We start from the raw sequence: 18,209 nt of genomic DNA, 5'->3' as shown, positions 1-18,209 counted from the left end.
TCCCTGGAGCAATGATCGATACCTGTGGATGAGCCTCGGCGAGGCGGCCTGAAAGTGGGCGCACCTTCCCGGGGATGATCATCACGGAATCAGGTATTCGATCAAGACCGGCGTTGGCGCGCTGGTGGGGAAGGTGCGCCCATGCTCACCGTAGTTCACGACGCTCAGGAGGCCAACGACGACGCCGGCGGCCCCGGCAGGTTGCTGCTCGACGAGATCGTTCGCGATGGGGCCCGGCAGATGCTGGCCGCGGCGCTGCAGGCCGAGGTCGCCGCCTACGTGGCACAGTTCGCCGATCAGCTCGATGAAAACGGTCATCGACTGGTGGTCCGTAACGGCTTTCACGAGCCGCGCACGGTGCTGACGGCGGCCGGCGCGGTGGCGGTGACCGCGCCACGGGTCAACGACCGCCGCATCGACCCTGATTCGGGCGAGCGCCAGCGGTTTTCCTCGGCGATCCTGCCGGCCTGGGCGCGCAAGTCCCCGCAGGTGTGCGAGGTGTCGCCGCTGCTGTACCTGCATGGGCTGTCCACCGGAGATTTCCGGCCGGCTTTGGAGCAGTTCCTCGGTTCGGGTGCTGGGCTGTCGGCCTCGACGATCATCCGGCTGACCACCCAGTGGCAAGACGAGGCCAAGACGTTCGCCGCCCGGGATGTGTCGAGCATCGACTACGTCTACCTGTGGGTCGACGGCATCCACCTCAAGGTGCGTCTGGAGCAGGAGAAGCTCTGGTTTCTGGTGATGCTCGGGGTGCGCGCTAACGGCCGCAAGGAGCTGGTCGCCGTCACCGATGGGTATCGGAAGTCGATCGAGTCGTGGCCTGATGTGCTGCGCGACTGCAAACGGCGTGGCATGACCGCACTCGTGCCGGCGGTCGGCGATGGTGCACTCGGGTTTTGGAAGGCGCTGCGTGAGGTGTTCCCGGACACCCGCGAGCAGCGGTGTTGGTTCCACAAACTGGCCAATGTGCTTGCGGCACTCCCGAAATCTGCACACCCGGCAGCATTGGCCAGCCTCAAAGAGATCTACATCGCCGAGGACATTGACAAGGCCCAGGTCGCGGTCAAGGCGTTCGAAGTCGACTTCGGCGCGAAGTATCCCAAGGTGGTCGCCAAGATCACCGACGACCTCGATGTGCTGCTGAAATTCTTCAAGTAGCCGGCCGAGCGCTGGATTCACCTGCGTACCACCAACCCGATCGAGTCCACGTTCGCTACTGTGCGGTTGCGCACCAAGGTCGCCAAGGGGCCGGGATCACGGGTGGCCGGGATCGCCGATGGCCTACAAGCTGATCGATGCCGCACAAGCCCGCTGGCGGGCCGTCAACGCCCCGAACCTGGTCGCCCCCGTCCGAGCCGGTGCCGTCTTCCACAAGGGCAAGCTGCTCGAACGACCCGCCGACATCACACCCGAAAAATCGACGACCGAGGCCGAAACCGGCGGAAGGGAGGTCGCCTGAAAACCACCGATCCGCAGATATTGACAATATCTCCCCGCCGAGTTGAGCCACCTGCTCGGCGTAACCCCACAGCGTGGTGGCTCGAATCAGGCTGCCCATCAGTTCACCCCCTAAGTGTCGGGAAATGTTAAAGGAACGTCGGATGATGTCAATACACGCGACGACCCGTCCGCCATCCTTTAGATCAGTGCCGCACAGCGTCACCCGAGTAAGCGAGGTCCGAAATCAAGGTCAGAAAGCGTTTGGTCCGGGCGGTTCTTCGGACCGCGCGACCATTGTTCGGCTCTCGCCGTCTTGGCATCATCGGGCGGCGCATGCTGCTGGAGATACTGACAGCCGCGGCCCGCTCCCCGAGAAGCACTCGAATCGAGCGCCTCACCGTCGCGGGAGTTCCCGTTGTTCGGGTGCTGCCCCCAAACGCCGCACCGGATCGCACCCTGATCTATCTCCACGGCGGCGCCTATTCCCTCGGCAGCGCGAGGGGGTATCGAGGCCTGGCCGCACACCTCGCGGATGCGGCCGGAATGACGGCCTTGGTGCCTGACTATTCGCGCGCACCGGACGCGCAGTATCCAGTTGCGCTCGAGGAGATGGTCCGGGTCTATTCGCAACTGCTCGCAGATGGTCTCGACCCGAAGAACACTGTCATTGTTGGCGATTCGGCAGGAGGCGGGCTGACGCTGGCATTGGCAATGGCCCTGCGCGACCGGAGCATCTCACCACCTGCGGCGCTCGGGCTGATCTGTCCGTGGGCGGACCTCGCCGTCGATGTGGAGGCGACACGTCCAGCGCTGCGAGATCCCCTGATCACTCCGGAGATCGCGGCCGAGTGGGCACCGCGCTACGCCGGGGCGGACGATCCGCGACGACCGGGTATTTCCCCGGTGTACGGGGAAATGGCGGGCTTGCCACCCATCGTCATGCAGAGCGCCGGAGATGATCCGATCTCCTTCGACGCCAACAAGATCGAAGCCGCCGTCGTCAATGCACCATCCGGGGTCATCACCCACCGCCGCTTCGACGGCCTTTGGCACGACTTCCACCTCCAGGTCAGTCTGCTCCCGGACGCGCGCGAAGCGGTCATCGACCTCGGCACAGCACTACTCAGCCACGTGATCGCCCCGAATCCGGGGGTCACAAGAAAGAAGGGGCCGACCTCATGAGTTCATTCGCAGGTAAAGTCGTGGTCATTACCGGTGCCGGGTCCGGCATCGGCCGGGCGCTCGCGTTCAATTTGGCTGCCAAGGGCGCACGCTTGGCACTTTCCGATATTGACACGGCCGGACTTGCCGAGACCGTCCGTCAGGTCGAGGCACTCGGCGCGGACGTGCACTCGCAGCAACTGAACGTCGCCGAACGCCAGGCCGTATTGGCCTACGCCGAAACCGTCGCCGCGCACTTTGGGACCGTCAACCAGGTCTACAACAACGCCGGCATCGCATACAACGGCAACGTCGAGGATGCAGAGTTCAAGGACATCGAACGAGTCATGGACGTCGACTTCTGGGGCGTCGTCAATGGCACGAAAGCCTTTCTTCCGCATGTGATTGCGTCCGGCGACGGACACATCGTAAACATCTCGAGCCTGTTCGGGCTGATTGCGGTGCCAGGCCAGAGCGCCTATAACGCAGCCAAATTCGCGGTGCGCGGCTTCACCGAGGCCTTGCGCCAGGAAATGATCGTCAGTAAGCATCCGGTCAAGGTGACCTGCGTACATCCCGGCGGCGTCAAGACCGCCGTCGTCCGCAACGCAACCGTCGCAGAGAACGAAGATCACCGGACCCTCACCGACTTCTACGACAAATGGCTCCTCATCCACTCACCAGAAATGGCCGCGAGAACCATCGTGAACGGGGTAGCCGACGGCCACGGCCGGGTCGTGATCGGCCTGGAGGCCAAGGCCATCGACCTGCTGGCCCGTCTCCTAGGCCCGTCGTACCAGCGCGTGATGGCTGTGGTGGCGGCAAAGGCATTCCCGTGGGCGAAGTGATGATTCGGTGTCCCGGCTCTGGCTCGACCTGATCACCATTCCTGTCTTCAGCGCCGTTGCGGGTGTGTTGGTCAACTGGTCAGGCATCTACATGCTCTTCGGTCCAGTGAAGTTTCATGGCGTGTACCTCCCCGGGCTGAAGACGGTATTCCCCTTCCTGCCCAGGCGAGTTCAAGTGCTACCACTGTGGGCGCCCGCCGGAATGATCGGCTACCAAGGGTTCATTCCAGCACGTGCCGAGACGATGGCCGCGATGGTGTTCCACAACATCGTGTCCAGAATCGGTACCCCGCGGTTGCGTCGAGCAGAGTGGTGTGCGAGTTGGACCTGATCAGCGGTATCGGCGTGTTGTAGCCGAATGATTGAAGGTCATCGCGTGATTCGTCGAGGGACCCGCAAAAGTCACTCGAGTAAAGGGGCCGACGCGATGACCCCTGCCCACAATATCGACGTGCCCACCGTGCTTGCCGAGCGACTCACCACCGTCCACCCCGACGTGCTGGGTGAGCTGCTGGCCATGTTCATCCATACCCTGATGGGCGCGGAGGCCGATGCGCTGTGCGGCGCTGGATATGGCGAGCGCAGCGCGGGGTGCACCAATTTCCGCAACGGGTACCGGCACCGCCAATTCGACGCCCGTGCAGGATCGTTGGATCTGGCGATCCCGAAGCTGCGGTAGGGATCGTATTTCCCGGGCTGGCTGCTGGACTCCCGCAAACGTGCTGAGCGGGCCCTGACCACGGTGGCGGCGACCTGCTACCTGCTCGGAGTTTCCACCCGGCGGATGGACAAGTTCGTGGAAACGCTGGGGATCGCCGGGTTGTCGAAGCCGCAAGTGTCGGTGATGGCCACCGAACTCGACACCGTCGTCGAGGCGTTCCGCACCCGGTCGCTGGATACCGGCCCGTACACCTTGGTGGCCGCTGATGCCCTGGTGCTCAAGGTGCGTGAAGGTGGACGGGTCGTCAACGTGCACGCCGTGATCGCGGTCGGGGTCAACGCTGAGGGCCACCGGGAGATCCTGGGCATCGAGGTGTCCACCGTCGAGGATGGTGCGGGCTGGTTAACGTTCCGGCGGTCGCTGACCGGCTGCGGGCTCTCGGGGGTCAAACTGGTCACTTCCGAGGCCCATGCTGGGTTGGTCGCGGCGATCGGGGCGACGTTGCCCGGGGCGGCCTGGCAGCGCTGCCGTACGCACGACACGACCGATCTGATGGCGATCACCCCGAAGGCGTCGTGGCCGTGGGTACGGACCCTGCTGCATTCGGTGTTCGATCAGCCTGACACTGACCCTGTTGGGGCACAGTATGATCGGATCATCGACGCTGTGGCCGACAAGCTTCCCAAGGTTGCCGAGCACCTCGAAGCAGCCCGCACGGACCTGTTGGCGTTCACTGCGTTCCCCAAACAGATCTGGCGCCAGATTTGGTCGAACAATCCCCAGGAACGCCTCAATAAGGAGATCCGCCGCCGGACCGATGCCGTGGGTATCTTCCCCGACCGCACCGCTCTGATCCGACTCGTCGGGGCCGTGCTGGCCGAACAACACGACGAATGGGCCGAATCCCGGCGTCACCCCGGCCTGGACGTCCTGAGCAAAACACGCACCGTCGGCGAGGAGCCGGCAGAACAGGAGGACACCCCCGCGACACTGACCGCCTGAACCGACAGTCCGCCTTCGGTGAGCAGCTGTGCGGGGAATGCTTCACCATCGACGACTACGACGCTGGCGGCTGGGCAAAGCGCGACCCGGGCGACCACTACTGGGGAAAAGGGCCACGCTTGCCGTAGCGCACGCTCTCCTACCGACTTTGAGGTGAATCACCGTGTCCGAACTCAGGGCTGCGGCGCCGCAAACCCAGGCCCCGCCACCTGCGGCGCCCAAATCTCCCCCGCAGCCGGCGCCGAAGCAGCCGTCGGGCGTTGCTGGCAGCGGCAGCGCTACCGGTAGCGGTAGTTCAGCAGCCAACTGATCCGGCTGCGGTTCGGGCGGGAGAAGCGCGATACGCGCGGAGGTCCAGCCCCTATCGAACCCCTCCGGTACCGAACCGGCGCACCAAGGTTTTCCGGTCCACCTTGCCGATACCACCCCGCGGCAGCTCCGCGAGGAAATGCACCTCCCTCGGGGCGGCGCTGCGGTCCAGGGTGAGTTCTACATGGGCTTGCAGCGCATTCGGGTCCGGAGCCGCGAATTCGGCGTTGAGGACGACCGCGGCGACCACGCGCTGGCCCAACCGGGCGTCGGCAACCCCGAATACCACGCAGTCGGCCACTGCAGGGTGGGTGCGCAAGGCACTCTCGACGGGGCCCGGCAGCACGGTCAATCCGCCGGTGCTGATGGCATCGTCCACCCGTCCGAACACTGTCAACAGACCGGCTTCGCCGCAGCCCTGCAGTGCACCGAGGTCGTCGGTGACGAACCAGCCCGGTTCGGTGAACGGGTCGGGGACGACCGGGTTGCGGTATCCGCTGGCCAGGGTCGCGCCACCGACAACGATCCGTCCGTCGGAGCGCACCCGCAGCCCGACCCCGTCCAGTGGAACTCCGTCGTAGACGCAGCCGCCGGCGGTCTCGCTCATGCCATAGGTGCGGATCACCGTGACCCCGGCGTTCGATGCGGCGTCGAGCACCGGCTGCGGTGCGGGTCCGCCGCCCAGCAGGACGGCGTCCAAGCCGGCCAGTGCGGCGGCGGCGGCCGGGTCGTCGAGGGCCTTGGAGAGCTGAGCCGCCACCAGGGCGGTGTAGCACCGGCCCGAGCCGAGTTTCCTTACCGCCCGAGGTAATTCGGCGACGTCGAAGCCGTCGGAGACATCCAGCTCAACGGGTGCAGAACCTGCGAGGATGCTGCGCACGAACACCTGAAGTCCGGCGATGTGGTATGGCGGCAGAGCGAGCAACCAGCGGCCCGGGCCGCCGAGCCGATGATGTGTCGCTTCTGCGCTCGCGGAGAGCGCGGCAGCGGTGAGCAACGCCCCCTTCGGCGCACCGGTGGTTCCCGATGTCGACGCAACCAGTGCCACATCGTCGCCAATCGGTTCGCCGGCCCGCACTGCGCGCAAGGCGGTGTCGGCCGCGCCCCAGTCCGGCACCGCAACGATCGCGGAGTCCCGTCCGTTGAGAACCCGTTGCAGCGCAGGTAGCAATACCGCGCTCGCCGAACCGCGCGGGACGCGTAGCGCCCGGAGCACCGCTATGAGTCGTCTCCGTCGTCGTGAGGGTCGTCGAGCGGCCAGCCCTTGGCGGCCAACCGTTTTCGAATACGTTCGATGTCTGCCGGCGACGGCAATTCGGCCGTACGCTGTGCGACCGCGGCACCGATGTCGATATTGCCGGAATTGAACTCGCCCTGCCGCATCAGTTCGTTGACGACCGTCTTGATTTCGTCGTTGGTCAGTCGGCGCGCCAACAAGGCAAGCACGGCAAAGGAATCCGTCGGTGGAATACCGTCGGGATATCCGGCGCGCAGCCACGAAACGATCGAGCTGAGAGATCGGTTCACTGTGCGATCACCTCGCCTCGTTGGGTACCAACGACTGTGAGAGGCGACGGTGCCGTGAGTGTCATGGTGTGCCGCCCAGAAACGGGTAGTGTATGTGATGGGCGATGAAATCCCGGGCGATGTAGAGCACTCCCAGGATGACCGCTGCGACGACCAAACCGTAAATCACGTACGCGACAATCAGCAGCAACGGTCGCGGCACAGTGCCGGCACCAAGAGCTCCGGTCCCGGCGGCTTTCAAGCGGACCCCTAGCGCGAACAACCCCGGCAGGGCAGCCCCCGCCAGCAGGCTGAACAACAAAATTCTTGCGGTGGCCGAGTAGTTGAACCAGGCCTCCATTACGCGCTCCTGGCAGTCAGCGGCTCGTCCGCGGAGCCGGTCTGCAGCACCGCAACAGCCAGCGTCGGGTTCGTATCGTGTGGTTCGAGCGGACCCGTGCCGTTGAGTCCGGCGGTCAGATTCCCGCGCCATGCGGCGTTGACGTTGTTGTGGTCGACCTTGACCCGCCGCGACTTGAGATAGATGGCCGCCGAAGTTGCGATGAGCAGTGCGAAGCCGATGATGGCACCGGGGTAGCCGCCGACGAGGTGCACGATCCAGTAGGTGATCGCGCCGAAGAATCCGGCCAGCGGAAGGGTCACCAGCCAAGCGGTCACCATCCGTCCGGCGACGTCCCAGCGAACCACCGCGCCGGGTTTGCCCACTCCGCTCCCCAGCACCGAACCGGTACAGACCTGCGTCGTGGACAGGGCGTAGCCGAAGTGGGCCGAGAGCAGAATGATGGCGGCCGAGGATGATTCAGCAGCCATACCCTGCGGCGATTTGATCTCTACCAGGCCCTTACCCAGCGTGCGGATGATGCGCCAGCCACCCAGATAGGTACCGCCCGCCATTGCCACCGCACAGCTCACGATGACCCATAGCGGCGGCATGACGGTGGTCTTGTCGACCGATCCGTAGGACATCAGCGCGAGGAAGATGATGCCCATCGTCTTCTGCGCGTCGTTGGTGCCGTGGGCCAGGGAAACCAGGGATGCCGAACCGATCTGGCCGCGTCGGAAGCCGGCTTCGGTGCGAGCGGCAGGAACGGCCCGGGTGATCCGGTAGACCAGCCAGGTGGCGACGGCTGCGACGACGACGGCCAGGATCGCGGCCACCACGGCCGGGATTAAGGCTTTGGAGACCACGCCCCTCCAGATGACGCCGTGCCCGCCGACGGCCCCGATGGTCGCACCGACGATACCCCCGATGAGGGCGTGCGAAGAACTGGAGGGAATACCCAGCAGCCAGGTGATCAGATTCCAGACGATGCCCCCGACCAGGCCGGCGAATACCAGCTCCAGCGTGACCAGATCGACGTCGATGAGGCCTTTGGCGATGGTGGCGGCTACGGCGGTGGACAGGAACGCTCCGAGCAGGTTCAGCAGCGCCGACAGTGTTACCGCGGCCTTTGGCGCCAGGGCGCCGCTGGCGATGGACGTCGCCATGGCATTGCCGGTGTCGTGAAACCCATTGGTGAAATCGAACGCCAGTGCGGTGATCACCACGATGATCAACAGGAACAGTTCGATGTTCACAGGGCCTGATTCTGGTGGTCGGGATGCGTGGCTGTCGAATGCTCGGACCGGCGAAACACCGGTGTACCGAGGGGCGTCGCCAAATGTTACCTACCCGTTCACCCGGGGTTCGCCGGAGTTCCCGCCCTGGTGTCGGTGCGCAACGGATGCCCTGGAGGCACCTCGATGAAGATCAGCGTGACACCGTCGGGATCCCTCACGTGCATCTCGTGCAGGCCCCATGATTCGCGACGTGCCTCGCGCGCGATCCGAACGCCGCGCCCCCGCAATTCGGCCTGGGTTGCCTGTACGTCGCGTACCTGAAGCCACAGAGCGCCGGGAAACGGCCCCCGGGTGTGGTCGGGCGCACCGAAACCTGCCAGCTCCAGCAATGACTGGCCGGCGAAAAATACTGTGCCGGCACCGTATTCACGGGCTATCGCCAGTCCGATTTCATCGCGGTAGAAGCTCAGCGAACGTTCGTAGTCGGCCGGCCGAAGTAGCATCCTGCTTGCGAGAATCTCCATGCCCCCGATTATCGGGTGAGTCGACACCGAGCGCGCAGGGCGGTTGAGGTACAGACCCTTGTTACGTCGATTGGCTGTTGCGCCCCCGCATCAGAGTGTTCGCCCACCCGGGGCCGACGGTATTGAGGGCCTTGGCCGCGATCGCGATCTTGGGCGCTATCTGCACCGGTCGGGTCCGGGCCGCGGTGACCATCCACTGAGCCGCCTCGTGTGCAGTCAGCGCCGGCATGCCGTCGTAGGCCTTGGTCGGGGCGATCATCGGGGTGGCCACCAGCGGGTAGTACAGGGCGGTTGAGTGCACACCTTTGTGGCCCCACTCCGTTTCGGCGACCCGGGTGATTGCGGTCAGCGCGGCCTTGGATCCGTTGTAGGCCCCGAAAAGCGGTGACGCCTCGTTGAGCACACCCCAGGTGGAAACGTTGATGATGTGGCCGTCGCCACGTTCGATCATCCCGGGCGCCAGCCCGCGCATCAGCCGGAGCGGCGCGTAGTAGTTGAGCACCATGGTCCGCTCGACGTCGTGCCACCGGTCCAGCGACGCGGCCAGCGGACGGCGAATGGAGCGTCCCGCGTTGTTGATCAGGATGTCGACTCCGCCGAGCCGGTTTTGCACTTCGGCGACCAAGATGTCGATGGCGTCCATGTCCGAGAGGTCGCAGGGGCACGACAACGCCGTGCCACCCGAGGCGGTGATCCGTTCGGCCAGCGCCTCGAGCAGGTCCTGCCGGCGTGCGACGGCGACGACCGTGGCGCCTCGCTGGGCGAACTGCTCCGCGGCAGCTTCGCCGATACCCGACGAGGCCCCGGTGAGCAGGACACGCTTGCCCTCGAGGTCGATACGGCTGCTCGCCGGACGGATGAGGAGCATCCGCGGTGCGGTCGGCGGGCGCATCCCGGTCAGCACCAGTTGGTCCGTTAGCCGGCGAAACGGGCTCGTGCTCACGAGGGGAGTCTAGGGGGTTGGCGCCCGCCGAGCGGCCCGACTCTCGTCGAGTGTGCCTGTGCGTTAACGCTCGGCGTCGAGTGTGCCCGTGCGTTAACGCTCGGCGGGGGGCGGGGGGCGGGGGGCGGGGGAGCGGGGAAGCTTGGCGGGGGGCCGGGGCCCAGGCCGGGACCTGGGCCAGAGAGTCAGAAGTACCGGGGGAAGGGGGTCCAGTCCGGGGGGCGTTTCTGCAGGAACGCATCCCGGCCCTCGACGGCCTCGTCGGTCATGTATGCCAGCCGGGTGGCCTCGCCGGCGAACAGCTGCTGGCCCACCAGGCCGTCGTCGAGCAGGTTGAAGGCGAACTTCAGCATCCGCTGCGCCTGCGGCGACTTGGCGTTGATCTCGGCGGCCCACCGCACCCCGACCGCCTCCAACTCGGCGTGGTCGACCACCTCGTTCACCGCGCCCATCCGGTGCATCTGCTCGGCGGTGTAGGGCCGGCCGAGAAAGAAGATCTCGCGGGCGAACTTCTGGCCCACCTGGCGCGCCAGGTACGCGCTGCCGTAGCCGCCGTCGAAGCTGCCGACGTCGGCGTCGGTCTGCTTGAATCGGGCGTGCTGGCGGCTGGCCAGGGTGAGGTCGCACACCGCGTGCAGGCTGTGCCCGCCACCGGCCGCCCACCCGTTGACCAGGCAGATCACTACCTTGGGCATGAACCGGATCAGCCGCTGCACTTCGAGGATGTGCAGTCGGCCAGCGCGTGCGGGGTCGACGGTGTCGGCGGTCTCACCGCTGGCGTACTGGTATCCGGAGCGGCCGCGGATGCGCTGGTCACCTCCGGAGCAGAACGCCCAGCCGCCGTCTTTGGGCGACGGCCCGTTACCGGTCAGCAGCACCACACCGACCCGCGGTGACATCCGGGCGTGGTCGAGGACCCGGTACAGCTCGTCGACGGTGTGCGGCCGGAACGCGTTGCGGACTTCGGGACGGTCGAAGGCCACCCGCACCGTCGCGTCCGCCACATGGCGGTGGTAGGTGATGTCGGTCAGGTCCTCGAAGCCGTCGACCGTCTGCCAGGCGGCGGCGTTGAATGGATTGTCACTCATGGCCGGCGACCTCCGTCCCGCGTCCGCGCCCTGAATCGATTGTGTGCGGGCCCGCGCGGATCAGCCCACGGCACGCCCCGAACCCTCCCAGAACCGGGCGCGGACGGCCTTCTTGTCCGGTTTGCCCAACGCGGTCAGCGGCAACGCATCGACTACGACAACCCGTTTGGGCGACTGTACCGATCCCTTGCGGTCCTTGACGGCGGCTTGAATCTCGGCGGTCATCGTCTCGATCGCGGCGTCGTCGCGGGCCGCTTCGGCCCGCAGTACGACCACGGCGGTGACGGCCTCGCCCCACTTCTCGTCGGGTGTGCCCACCACACACACCTGCGCCACCGCGGTGTGCTCGGCAATGACGTCCTCGACTTCGCGCGGGAATACGTTGAAGCCGCCGGTGACGATCATGTCCTTGACCCGGTCGACGATGAAGTAGAAGCCGTCCTCGTCTTCGCGGGCCATGTCACCGGTGTGCATCCACCCGTCTGCAAACGTCTCGGCGGTGGCCTCGGGCAGGTTCCAGTACCCGCCGGCCAGAAGTGGTCCGCTGACGCAGATTTCACCGGGCTCACCCCGCGGCACCGGATTGCCGTCCTCGCCCAGCAGCGCCACCCGCGCGAACAGAGTCGGACGTCCGCACGACGTCAGCCGCTTCTCGTCGTGGTCGTCCTTGGCCAGGTAGGTGATCGCCATCGGAGCCTCGGACTGGCCGTAGTACTGGGCGAAGATCGGGCCGAACCGCCGGATCGCCTCGGCCAGCCGGACCGGATTGATCGCCGAGGCGCCGTAATACACCGTTTCCAGCGATGACAGGTCCCTGGTGTGCGAGTCGGGGTGATCCATCAGCGCGTACAGCATCGACGGCACCAGCATGGTCGCGGTGATGCGCCGCTCCTCGATCACCTTGAGGACCTCGGCGGGACCGAACTTGGCCAGCACCACCATCTCCCCGCCCTTGACCACGGTGGGAGTGAAGAATGCGGCGCCGGCATGCGACAGTGGCGTGCACATCAGGAATCGCGGGTGCTGCGGCCATTCCCATTCGGCGAGCTGGATCGCCGTCATGGCGGCGATGTTGCCGGTGGTGCCTATCACGCCCTTGGGCTTGCCGGTGGTGCCGCCGGTGTAGGTCAGGCCGCCGATGTGGTCCGGCGGCAGGTCGGCGACGTTCAACGGTTTCGGCTGGTATGTGGCGGCCTCCGCGGACAGGTCGACGGCCACGTCAGCCAGATTGCCGGGCACCGGGCCGATGGTCAGGATCCTCTCCAGTGACGGTACCTTGTCCAGCAGCCCGATCGCACGCTCGACGAACATCGGGTTGGGGTCGATGATCAGCGCAGTGGCGCCGGCGTCGGTGAGTACGTAGGCGTGGTCGTCCAGCGAGCCGAGCGGGTGCAGGGCGGTGCGCCGGTAGCCCCGGATCTGGCTGGCGCCCAGGATCATCAGCACCTCGGGGCGGTTGAGCGACAGCAGCCCGACGGTCGTTCCGGATCCGGCGCCGAGTGTCTCGAAGGCCTGGACGTACTGGCTGATCCGCTCGGCCAGTTGTCCGCCGGTCAGCGTGGTGTCGCCGAGGAACAGCACCGGCCGGTCCCGGTGCCGTTTGAGCGCGCCCGCCAGTAGATGGCCGTTGTGGGTCGGGTTGCGCAGCAGGTGGTCACTCATGGCGCCCCACCTCATCGCCTCGGTCCGCTTCGTCGTCGGTGGGGTTCATACCTCCCAGAGTAGAACGTGTTGCAGTTCTGGCTGGCCGGGCACCGGTGCGGGCGGTCACGCCTTAGGATTACCGGCTATGGCCGTTGCGGACGTCGTCATCACCGGAACCGTACTCACCGTCGACGAAGCCAGACCCACCGCCGAAGCGATCGCCATCGCCGACGGCCGCATCGTCGCGGTAGGGGAGCGGGCCGAGGTGGCCGGATACGTGGGTGCGGGCACCGAGACCATCGACGTCGGTGACGGGTGCGTACTGCCCGGATTCGTCGAGGCGCACGGTCATCCGTTGATGGAGGCCGTCGCGCTGTCAGACCGGATCGTCGACATCCGCCCGGTCACCATCGCCGATCCCGACGACGTCGTCGACGCGATCCGCCGTGAGGCCGCCCACCGCGGACCCGACGGGGCCTACCTCAACGGCTGGGATGCGCTGCTGCAGGCCGGTTTGCCGGATCCGACCCTGGCTTGGCTCGACGGCATCGCTCCCGACGGCCCGCTGGTGATCATCCACAACTCCGGCCACAAGGCCTACTTCAACTCGCGCGCGGCGGCCCTCAACGGACTGACTCGCGACACACCCGATCCCAAGGGCGCCAGGTACGGCCGCGCCGCCGACGGCGAACTCGACGGCACCGCCGAGGAGACCGCCGCGGTGTTCCCGCTGCTGTCAGGTGCAATTTCCCCCGGCGGCTACCCGGAGATGCTGCGCACCGAGTGCGCCCGGCTGAACCGGGCCGGGTTGACCACCTGCTCGGAGATGGCGTTCGACCCGAAGTTCACCCCCCTGCTGGCGGCGGTGCGCGACGACCTGACGGTGCGGTTGCGCCTGTACGAGATGTCCACCGCCGCGATGTCCACCGATGCGACACCCGGGCAGGGCGACGACATCGTGCGTCAGGTCGGCATCAAGATCTGGGTGGACGGCTCACCCTGGATCGGCAACATCGCGCTGTCGTTTCCCTACCTGGACACCGAGGCCACCCGCTCCGCGGGAATCACCCCCGGCTCCTGCGGATGCGCGAATTACACCCGCGAGCAGCTGATCGAGATCGTCGGGGCCTACCTGCCACTGGGCTGGCAGATGGCCTGCCACGTGCACGGCGACGAAGGTGTGGACACCATTCTCGACGTGTACGAACAAGCGCTGCAACGCAATCCGCGCCCCGACCATCGGCTGCGACTCGAACACGTGGGCGCTATCCGGCCCGAGCAGTTGCAGCGTGCCGCCGCGCTCGGGGTCACCTGCAGCATCTTCGTCGACCAGATCCACTACTGGGGCGACGTGATCGTCGACGGGCTGTTCGGGCCGAAGCACGGATCCCGGTGGATGCCGGCCGGTTCGGCAGTCGCCGCGGGCATGCGCATATCGCTGCACAACGACCCGCCGGTCACCCCCGAGGAACCACTGCGCAATATCAGTGTCGCCGCCACCCGGGTGGCGCCCAGCGGGCGGGTGCTCGCCCCCGACGAGCGCCTCACCGTCGAGCAGGCGATCCGCGCCCAGACCATCGACGCGGCGTGGCAGCTGTTCGCCGATGACATCGTCGGCTCGATCGAGGTCGGCAAATACGCGGACCTCGTGGTGCTGTCCGCCGATCCGCGCACCGTGGCGCCAGAGCGGATCGCCGATCTGCAGGTGCGGGCCACCTATCTGGCAGGCCGCCGGGTCTACCGGCAGTGATACCGGCACTATCGGACCTACTGGACCGCCTGCACGTCGTCGCGCTGCCGATGCGGGTCCCGTTCCGCGGCATCACCACCCGGGAACTCGCCTTGATCGAGGGCCCGGCCGGGTGGGGCGAGTTCGGTGCGTTCGTCGAATATGGCCCCGCCGAGGCCGCGCACTGGCTGGCCGCGGCCGTCGAGGCCGCCTACCGGAAGCCGCCACCGATGCTGCGCGACCGCATCCCGGTCAATGCCACGGTGCCGGCGGTCAGCGCGTCCCGGGTGCCCGACGTGCTGGCCCGCTTTCCGGGTGCCCGGACCGCCAAGGTGAAGGTGGCCGAACCGGGGCAGACCTTGACCGAGGACGTCGATCGCGTCGAGGCTGTGCGCAAACTGGTTCCGACGGTGCGGGTGGACGCCAATGGCGGGTGGACGGTGCGCCAGGCCGTCGAGGCCGCTCGGGCGCTGACGGGGGGTGGCCCGCTGGAGTATCTGGAACAGCCCTGCGCCACCGTCGGGGAACTGGCCGAACTGCGCCGGCGGGTGGACGTGCCGGTCGCGGCCGACGAGAGTATTCGCAAAGCCGAGGATCCGCTGGCCGTGGTGCGTGCCCGCGCAGCCGATATCGCCGTACTCAAGGTTGCTCCGCTGGGTGGGATTTCGAGGTTCCTGGAGATCGCCCGGCAATTCGACGTCCCCATCGTGGTCTCCAGTGCGCTCGATTCGGCGGTGGGTATCGGCCGCGGGCTGCTCGCCGCCGCGGCCCTGCCGCAGTTGCGGCACGCGTGCGGACTGGGCACGGGAAGGTTGTTCGTCGACGACGTCGCCGACTCCCCGGCTCCCGTCGACGGATTTCTGCGGGTCGGGTCGCGAGCACCGGATCCCGCGCGGTTGCGGGCACTGAGCGCCGCGCAACACCGGCGGCAATGGTGGATCGACCGGGTCGAGGTCTGCTACCCGCTGGTTGTACGGTCGTTCGAGTGACCAACCTGGCTTACGACGACAAGGGGACCGGCGAACCGGTCGTCTTCATCGCCGGACGCGGTGGAGCGGGCCGTACCTGGCATTTGCACCAGGTTCCGGCATTCCTGGCGGCCGGATATCGATGCGTCACGTTTGACAATCGGGGGATCGGCGCCACCGAGAACGCCGAAGGCTTCACCACGCAAACCATGGTCGCCGACACCGCGGAGCTGATCGAATCGCTGGACCTGGGCCCGGTCCGGCTGGTCGGGGTGTCGATGGGGGCGTTCATCGCCCAGGAGCTCATGGTGGTGCGTTCCGAGCTGGTCAGCTCTGCGGTCCTGATGGCCACCAGAGGCCGGTTGGACCGCTGCCGGCAGTTCTTTCACCAGGCCGAGGCGGACCTCGGTGCGGCAGATGTGGAGTTGCCGCCCAGTTACGTTGCGAAAAGCCGTTTGCTGGAGAATTTTTCGCGCAAAACACTGAACAACGACACAGCAGTCGAGGACTGGATCGCCATGTTCAGCATGTGGCCGACCAGACTCACGCCGGGTTTTCGCACTCAGCTGGACATCGCGCCGCAGGAAAACCGCTTGTCCGCCTACCGGAACATTGCCGCGCCGGTGCTGGTGATCGGTTTCTCCGACGACGTGGTGACACCTCCCTACCTGGGGCGCGAGGTCGCCGACGCACTGCCGAGCGGGCGCTACCTGCAGATTCCCGATGCCGGGCACCTGGGGTTCCTGGAGCGGCCGGAGGCCGTCAACGCGGCGCTGCTGAAGTTCTTCGGCGGGGTCTAGCCGCAGGCCACGCCGACTATGTGTGGTAGGCACGCCACAGTGGCAGGACGGCGTCGAGGTGATCCATGAATTTCTTTAGCCCGACCCGGTATTGCCCGTAGCCGTAGGGATCCTCGGCGTATTCGGGAAACGCGATACCCAGCCCGAACAGTCCCGGCGCGATGATCCCGTTCTGCGGGTTGTAGTCCAGCGGGCCCCACTGCGGAGTCGCGGGCAGGGCTCTGCGCTCGAAGCCGACGGTGTAGACAACGCGGTCGCACTCGCGGAGCTTTTCTTCGTATCCGGCATCGCCGACTGAGTGCCGCTCCAGGCGGTCCGGAAGCGCCCCGTCGATGTTCTCCCGGGCCCAGTCTGCCGCGCGGCCTTTGAGTCCGGTGTCGTCGAACAGGATCCAATCATCCAGATAGACAGCGTATTTCAATGGCCCCCGGTAGAAGTTGATTACTCGCTCCACCGGGTGTGCGAGCAGGTTCGGCAGCACGATCATCGACGAGTGCGAGGATCCGAAGACAGCGACCGTCGCGCCGTGGAGTGATTCCTCGGTCAGGCGTCCCGGGTCGAGCGCCACTTCCAGTGGAATCTCGTCCAGCTCGGGATAGTCGAGCTTCCTGGGTACCGCGCCGACGGCGAGAATGACGTTCTCCGAGAGGATTTCGCCGCTCTCGGTGTCGATGTGCCACTTGCGCCCTTTCAGGCGCAGGGCAGTCGCGGTCGTTTCGAACACGGCGACCCGCTCGCGCAGATGTCCGGTGATCCACAGCAGCGGATCGGTCACCAACCCCAGGGCGCAGGTCTGATTCGGGTCGACCTCGCCCAGCGGCAGCGGGGGCGCCTCGGAGAATCGGAAGGACGGGGATCCGTTGAGGTATTCCAGGAACGTCCCGGCAATGGTGTTGCTGGAGACCGCTCCCCACAGCCGACCCAGGTCGCCGCCGGCGAATGCCGGATCGATCCAGGCGATCTCATCGGGTGCGATCTGCTGGTCGAGCAGCCGGCCGACGGCGGCTATGCCGGCGGGTCCGGCGCCGATCACCGTCCATGTGCGGGATGTCATCGTTCCTATCTAGTCCATCGCGCCCGGGATTGCCAGTGCACAGATCTGGGCCGCGCCGTCGAGATGAAGTTGTACCTAGACTCACTAAATAAGCTTGCCGCCTGCATCAATCCCGGTGCTGATCGGCTACTCTGTGCACCGTGGCAGCGGAGGAGTTGCATGAGGGTATTCGGAGACGCATTGTCCCGAGGTACGGCATAGGGCAGCCCTCTCGGTGGGCTGACCGGCTGGATTAGCCTATTGGCGATCTCTTCGGGGTGGCCGGGGGTGATTCACGCATCGGGGAGCTCCGCGACGAGCTGGGAAGGTCCCAGGCCGAGCTGGAATCGATGTCCGCGCGATTTGTGGAGATGGCCGGGAGCATCCCCGCCGACATCGGCGATATGGAACACCGGCTTTCCGGAATTCTGAACGCCGCGACGGTGGAAGCCGAGGAGATTCGAGCCGAGGCGCATCGGTATGCCGAGACCGTGCGAGGCGACGCCGAGGAGCGGGCAGTCGAACTTCTCGACGAAGCGAAGATCGAACGTCAACAGGCGGTGAACCTGCGGGTCGAGATGGAGAACCGGAGCAAGCAGTCCCGGTCGGATATCAACCGGCAGCTGGAGCAGGCCTCGCGCGATGCCGCGGCGCGGGTAGCCTCGGCCACCAGCCAGGCGGAAGAGATTTTGGCGCAGGTCAAAAGGGATACCGAGGCGCAGTGCGCGGCGGCACGAGAGAACTTGAATGATCTGGTTCAGGTGCGTGACAGAATCAATGCCCAGCTGAAGCACTTCTACGACAAATTCTATTCGTTGGAGCAGCAACTGGATCCGCCTGGCCAGATCGGGTCTGTTTCCGTGCTGGCGCCGCCCTCGGATTCCGACTCCCCTGATGGCGCGCACTCGGATGAGGACGATGACGTTACTCATGGAGAGCTCGGTGGCGTCGGGTAGTAATGAAGTCGGCGGT

General features: G+C 66.2%; 16 protein-coding genes and 2 pseudogenes. 9 read left to right on the top strand and 9 right to left on the bottom strand.

Translation table 11 applies throughout. The features are described 5' to 3' along the window. Positions 1 to 141 precede the first annotated feature (141 nt). The 5 genes and pseudogenes from ACK5M9_RS15635 (at position 142) to ACK5M9_RS15615 (ending at position 5,112) form a co-directional block, all read left to right on the top strand. Positions 142 to 1,459, top strand: a pseudogene (locus ACK5M9_RS15635) (IS256 family transposase). Between the two features lie 224 nt (positions 1,460 to 1,683). After that, positions 1,684 to 2,622, top strand: a complete 939-nt coding sequence (locus ACK5M9_RS15630) for an alpha/beta hydrolase (protein ID WP_416894084.1) — start codon at positions 1,684 to 1,686, stop codon at positions 2,620 to 2,622. Next, a complete protein-coding gene (locus ACK5M9_RS15625; RefSeq protein WP_416894051.1) occupies positions 2,619 to 3,449 on the top strand; it encodes an SDR family NAD(P)-dependent oxidoreductase in 831 nt (276 codons plus the stop codon). The genes ACK5M9_RS15630 and ACK5M9_RS15625 overlap by 4 nt, the downstream gene beginning before the upstream one ends. A 7-nt stretch (positions 3,450 to 3,456) precedes the next feature. Continuing rightward, complete coding sequence (locus tag ACK5M9_RS15620; RefSeq protein ID WP_416894050.1) at positions 3,457 to 3,780, top strand: hypothetical protein; 324 nt, start codon at positions 3,457 to 3,459, stop codon at positions 3,778 to 3,780. 96 nt (positions 3,781 to 3,876) lie between these two features. Beyond that, positions 3,877 to 5,112, top strand: a pseudogene (locus ACK5M9_RS15615) (IS256 family transposase). Positions 5,113 to 5,473: 361 nt separating this feature from the next. Here ACK5M9_RS15615 and menE read toward each other — a convergent pair. From menE to fadD8, 8 genes are all read right to left on the bottom strand, one after another. Further along, complete coding sequence (gene menE, locus ACK5M9_RS15610; protein ID WP_416894083.1) at positions 5,474 to 6,592, bottom strand: o-succinylbenzoate--CoA ligase; 1,119 nt, start codon at positions 6,590 to 6,592, stop codon at positions 5,474 to 5,476. 47 nt (positions 6,593 to 6,639) lie between these two features. Then, positions 6,640 to 6,948 carry a DUF3349 domain-containing protein gene (locus ACK5M9_RS15605; RefSeq protein ID WP_416894049.1) on the bottom strand — a complete coding sequence of 103 codons (309 nt, stop codon included), beginning with the start codon at positions 6,946 to 6,948 and terminating at the stop codon, positions 6,640 to 6,642. Positions 6,949 to 7,009: 61 nt separating this feature from the next. Then, positions 7,010 to 7,288: a hypothetical protein gene (locus tag ACK5M9_RS15600; protein ID WP_416894048.1), complete on the bottom strand. Its 279-nt coding sequence runs from the start codon at positions 7,286 to 7,288 to the stop codon at positions 7,010 to 7,012. Then, positions 7,288 to 8,526 carry an anion permease gene (locus tag ACK5M9_RS15595; RefSeq protein ID WP_416894047.1) on the bottom strand — a complete coding sequence of 413 codons (1,239 nt, stop codon included), beginning with the start codon at positions 8,524 to 8,526 and terminating at the stop codon, positions 7,288 to 7,290. Before ACK5M9_RS15595 ends, ACK5M9_RS15600 begins: the two co-directional genes overlap by 1 nt. A 98-nt stretch (positions 8,527 to 8,624) precedes the next feature. Further along, complete coding sequence (locus ACK5M9_RS15590; protein WP_416894046.1) at positions 8,625 to 9,032, bottom strand: VOC family protein; 408 nt, start codon at positions 9,030 to 9,032, stop codon at positions 8,625 to 8,627. Between the two features lie 61 nt (positions 9,033 to 9,093). After that, positions 9,094 to 9,975, bottom strand: coding sequence for an SDR family oxidoreductase (locus ACK5M9_RS15585; protein ID WP_416894045.1), 882 nt, complete (start codon positions 9,973 to 9,975; stop codon positions 9,094 to 9,096). 185 nt (positions 9,976 to 10,160) lie between these two features. Continuing rightward, entirely contained in the window at positions 10,161 to 11,063 is a 903-nt protein-coding gene (locus tag ACK5M9_RS15580) for a 1,4-dihydroxy-2-naphthoyl-CoA synthase (RefSeq protein WP_416894044.1), read from the bottom strand. A gap of 60 nt (positions 11,064 to 11,123) precedes the next feature. Next, positions 11,124 to 12,725 carry a fatty-acid--CoA ligase FadD8 gene (fadD8, locus tag ACK5M9_RS15575; protein ID WP_416894043.1) on the bottom strand — a complete coding sequence of 534 codons (1,602 nt, stop codon included), beginning with the start codon at positions 12,723 to 12,725 and terminating at the stop codon, positions 11,124 to 11,126. A 127-nt stretch (positions 12,726 to 12,852) separates the two neighbouring features. Here fadD8 and ACK5M9_RS15570 point away from each other — a divergent pair, with 127 nt between their 5' ends. From ACK5M9_RS15570 to ACK5M9_RS15560, 3 genes are read left to right on the top strand one after another with little or no spacing between them, the layout of a single operon-like run. Continuing rightward, positions 12,853 to 14,457 (top strand): amidohydrolase, encoded by a 1,605-nt coding sequence (locus tag ACK5M9_RS15570; protein WP_416894042.1) that lies wholly within the window; start codon positions 12,853 to 12,855, stop codon positions 14,455 to 14,457. Between the two features lie 50 nt (positions 14,458 to 14,507). Further along, the gene (locus tag ACK5M9_RS15565) at positions 14,508 to 15,425 is read left to right on the top strand and encodes an o-succinylbenzoate synthase (protein ID WP_416894082.1); all 918 of its coding nucleotides are present in this window, start codon (positions 14,508 to 14,510) and stop codon (positions 15,423 to 15,425) included. Next, positions 15,422 to 16,204 (top strand): alpha/beta fold hydrolase, encoded by a 783-nt coding sequence (locus ACK5M9_RS15560; RefSeq protein WP_416894041.1) that lies wholly within the window; start codon positions 15,422 to 15,424, stop codon positions 16,202 to 16,204. Before ACK5M9_RS15565 ends, ACK5M9_RS15560 begins: the two co-directional genes overlap by 4 nt. Positions 16,205 to 16,220: 16 nt before the next feature. Here the strand turns inward: ACK5M9_RS15560 and ACK5M9_RS15555 are convergent, their stop codons facing one another. Further along, positions 16,221 to 17,237: a pyridine nucleotide-disulfide oxidoreductase gene (locus ACK5M9_RS15555; protein ID WP_416894081.1), complete on the bottom strand. Its 1,017-nt coding sequence runs from the start codon at positions 17,235 to 17,237 to the stop codon at positions 16,221 to 16,223. A 350-nt stretch (positions 17,238 to 17,587) separates the two neighbouring features. Here ACK5M9_RS15555 and ACK5M9_RS15550 point away from each other — a divergent pair, with 350 nt between their 5' ends. Beyond that, positions 17,588 to 18,193, top strand: coding sequence for a hypothetical protein (locus ACK5M9_RS15550; RefSeq protein ID WP_416894040.1), 606 nt, complete (start codon positions 17,588 to 17,590; stop codon positions 18,191 to 18,193). The last annotated feature ends 16 nt before the right edge of the window (positions 18,194 to 18,209 follow it).

The organism is Mycobacterium sp. (assembly GCF_047975165.1).
Taxonomy (GTDB): Bacteria; Actinomycetota; Actinomycetes; order Mycobacteriales; family Mycobacteriaceae; genus Mycobacterium.
This window is presented reverse-complemented; position numbering and strand designations above follow the sequence as displayed.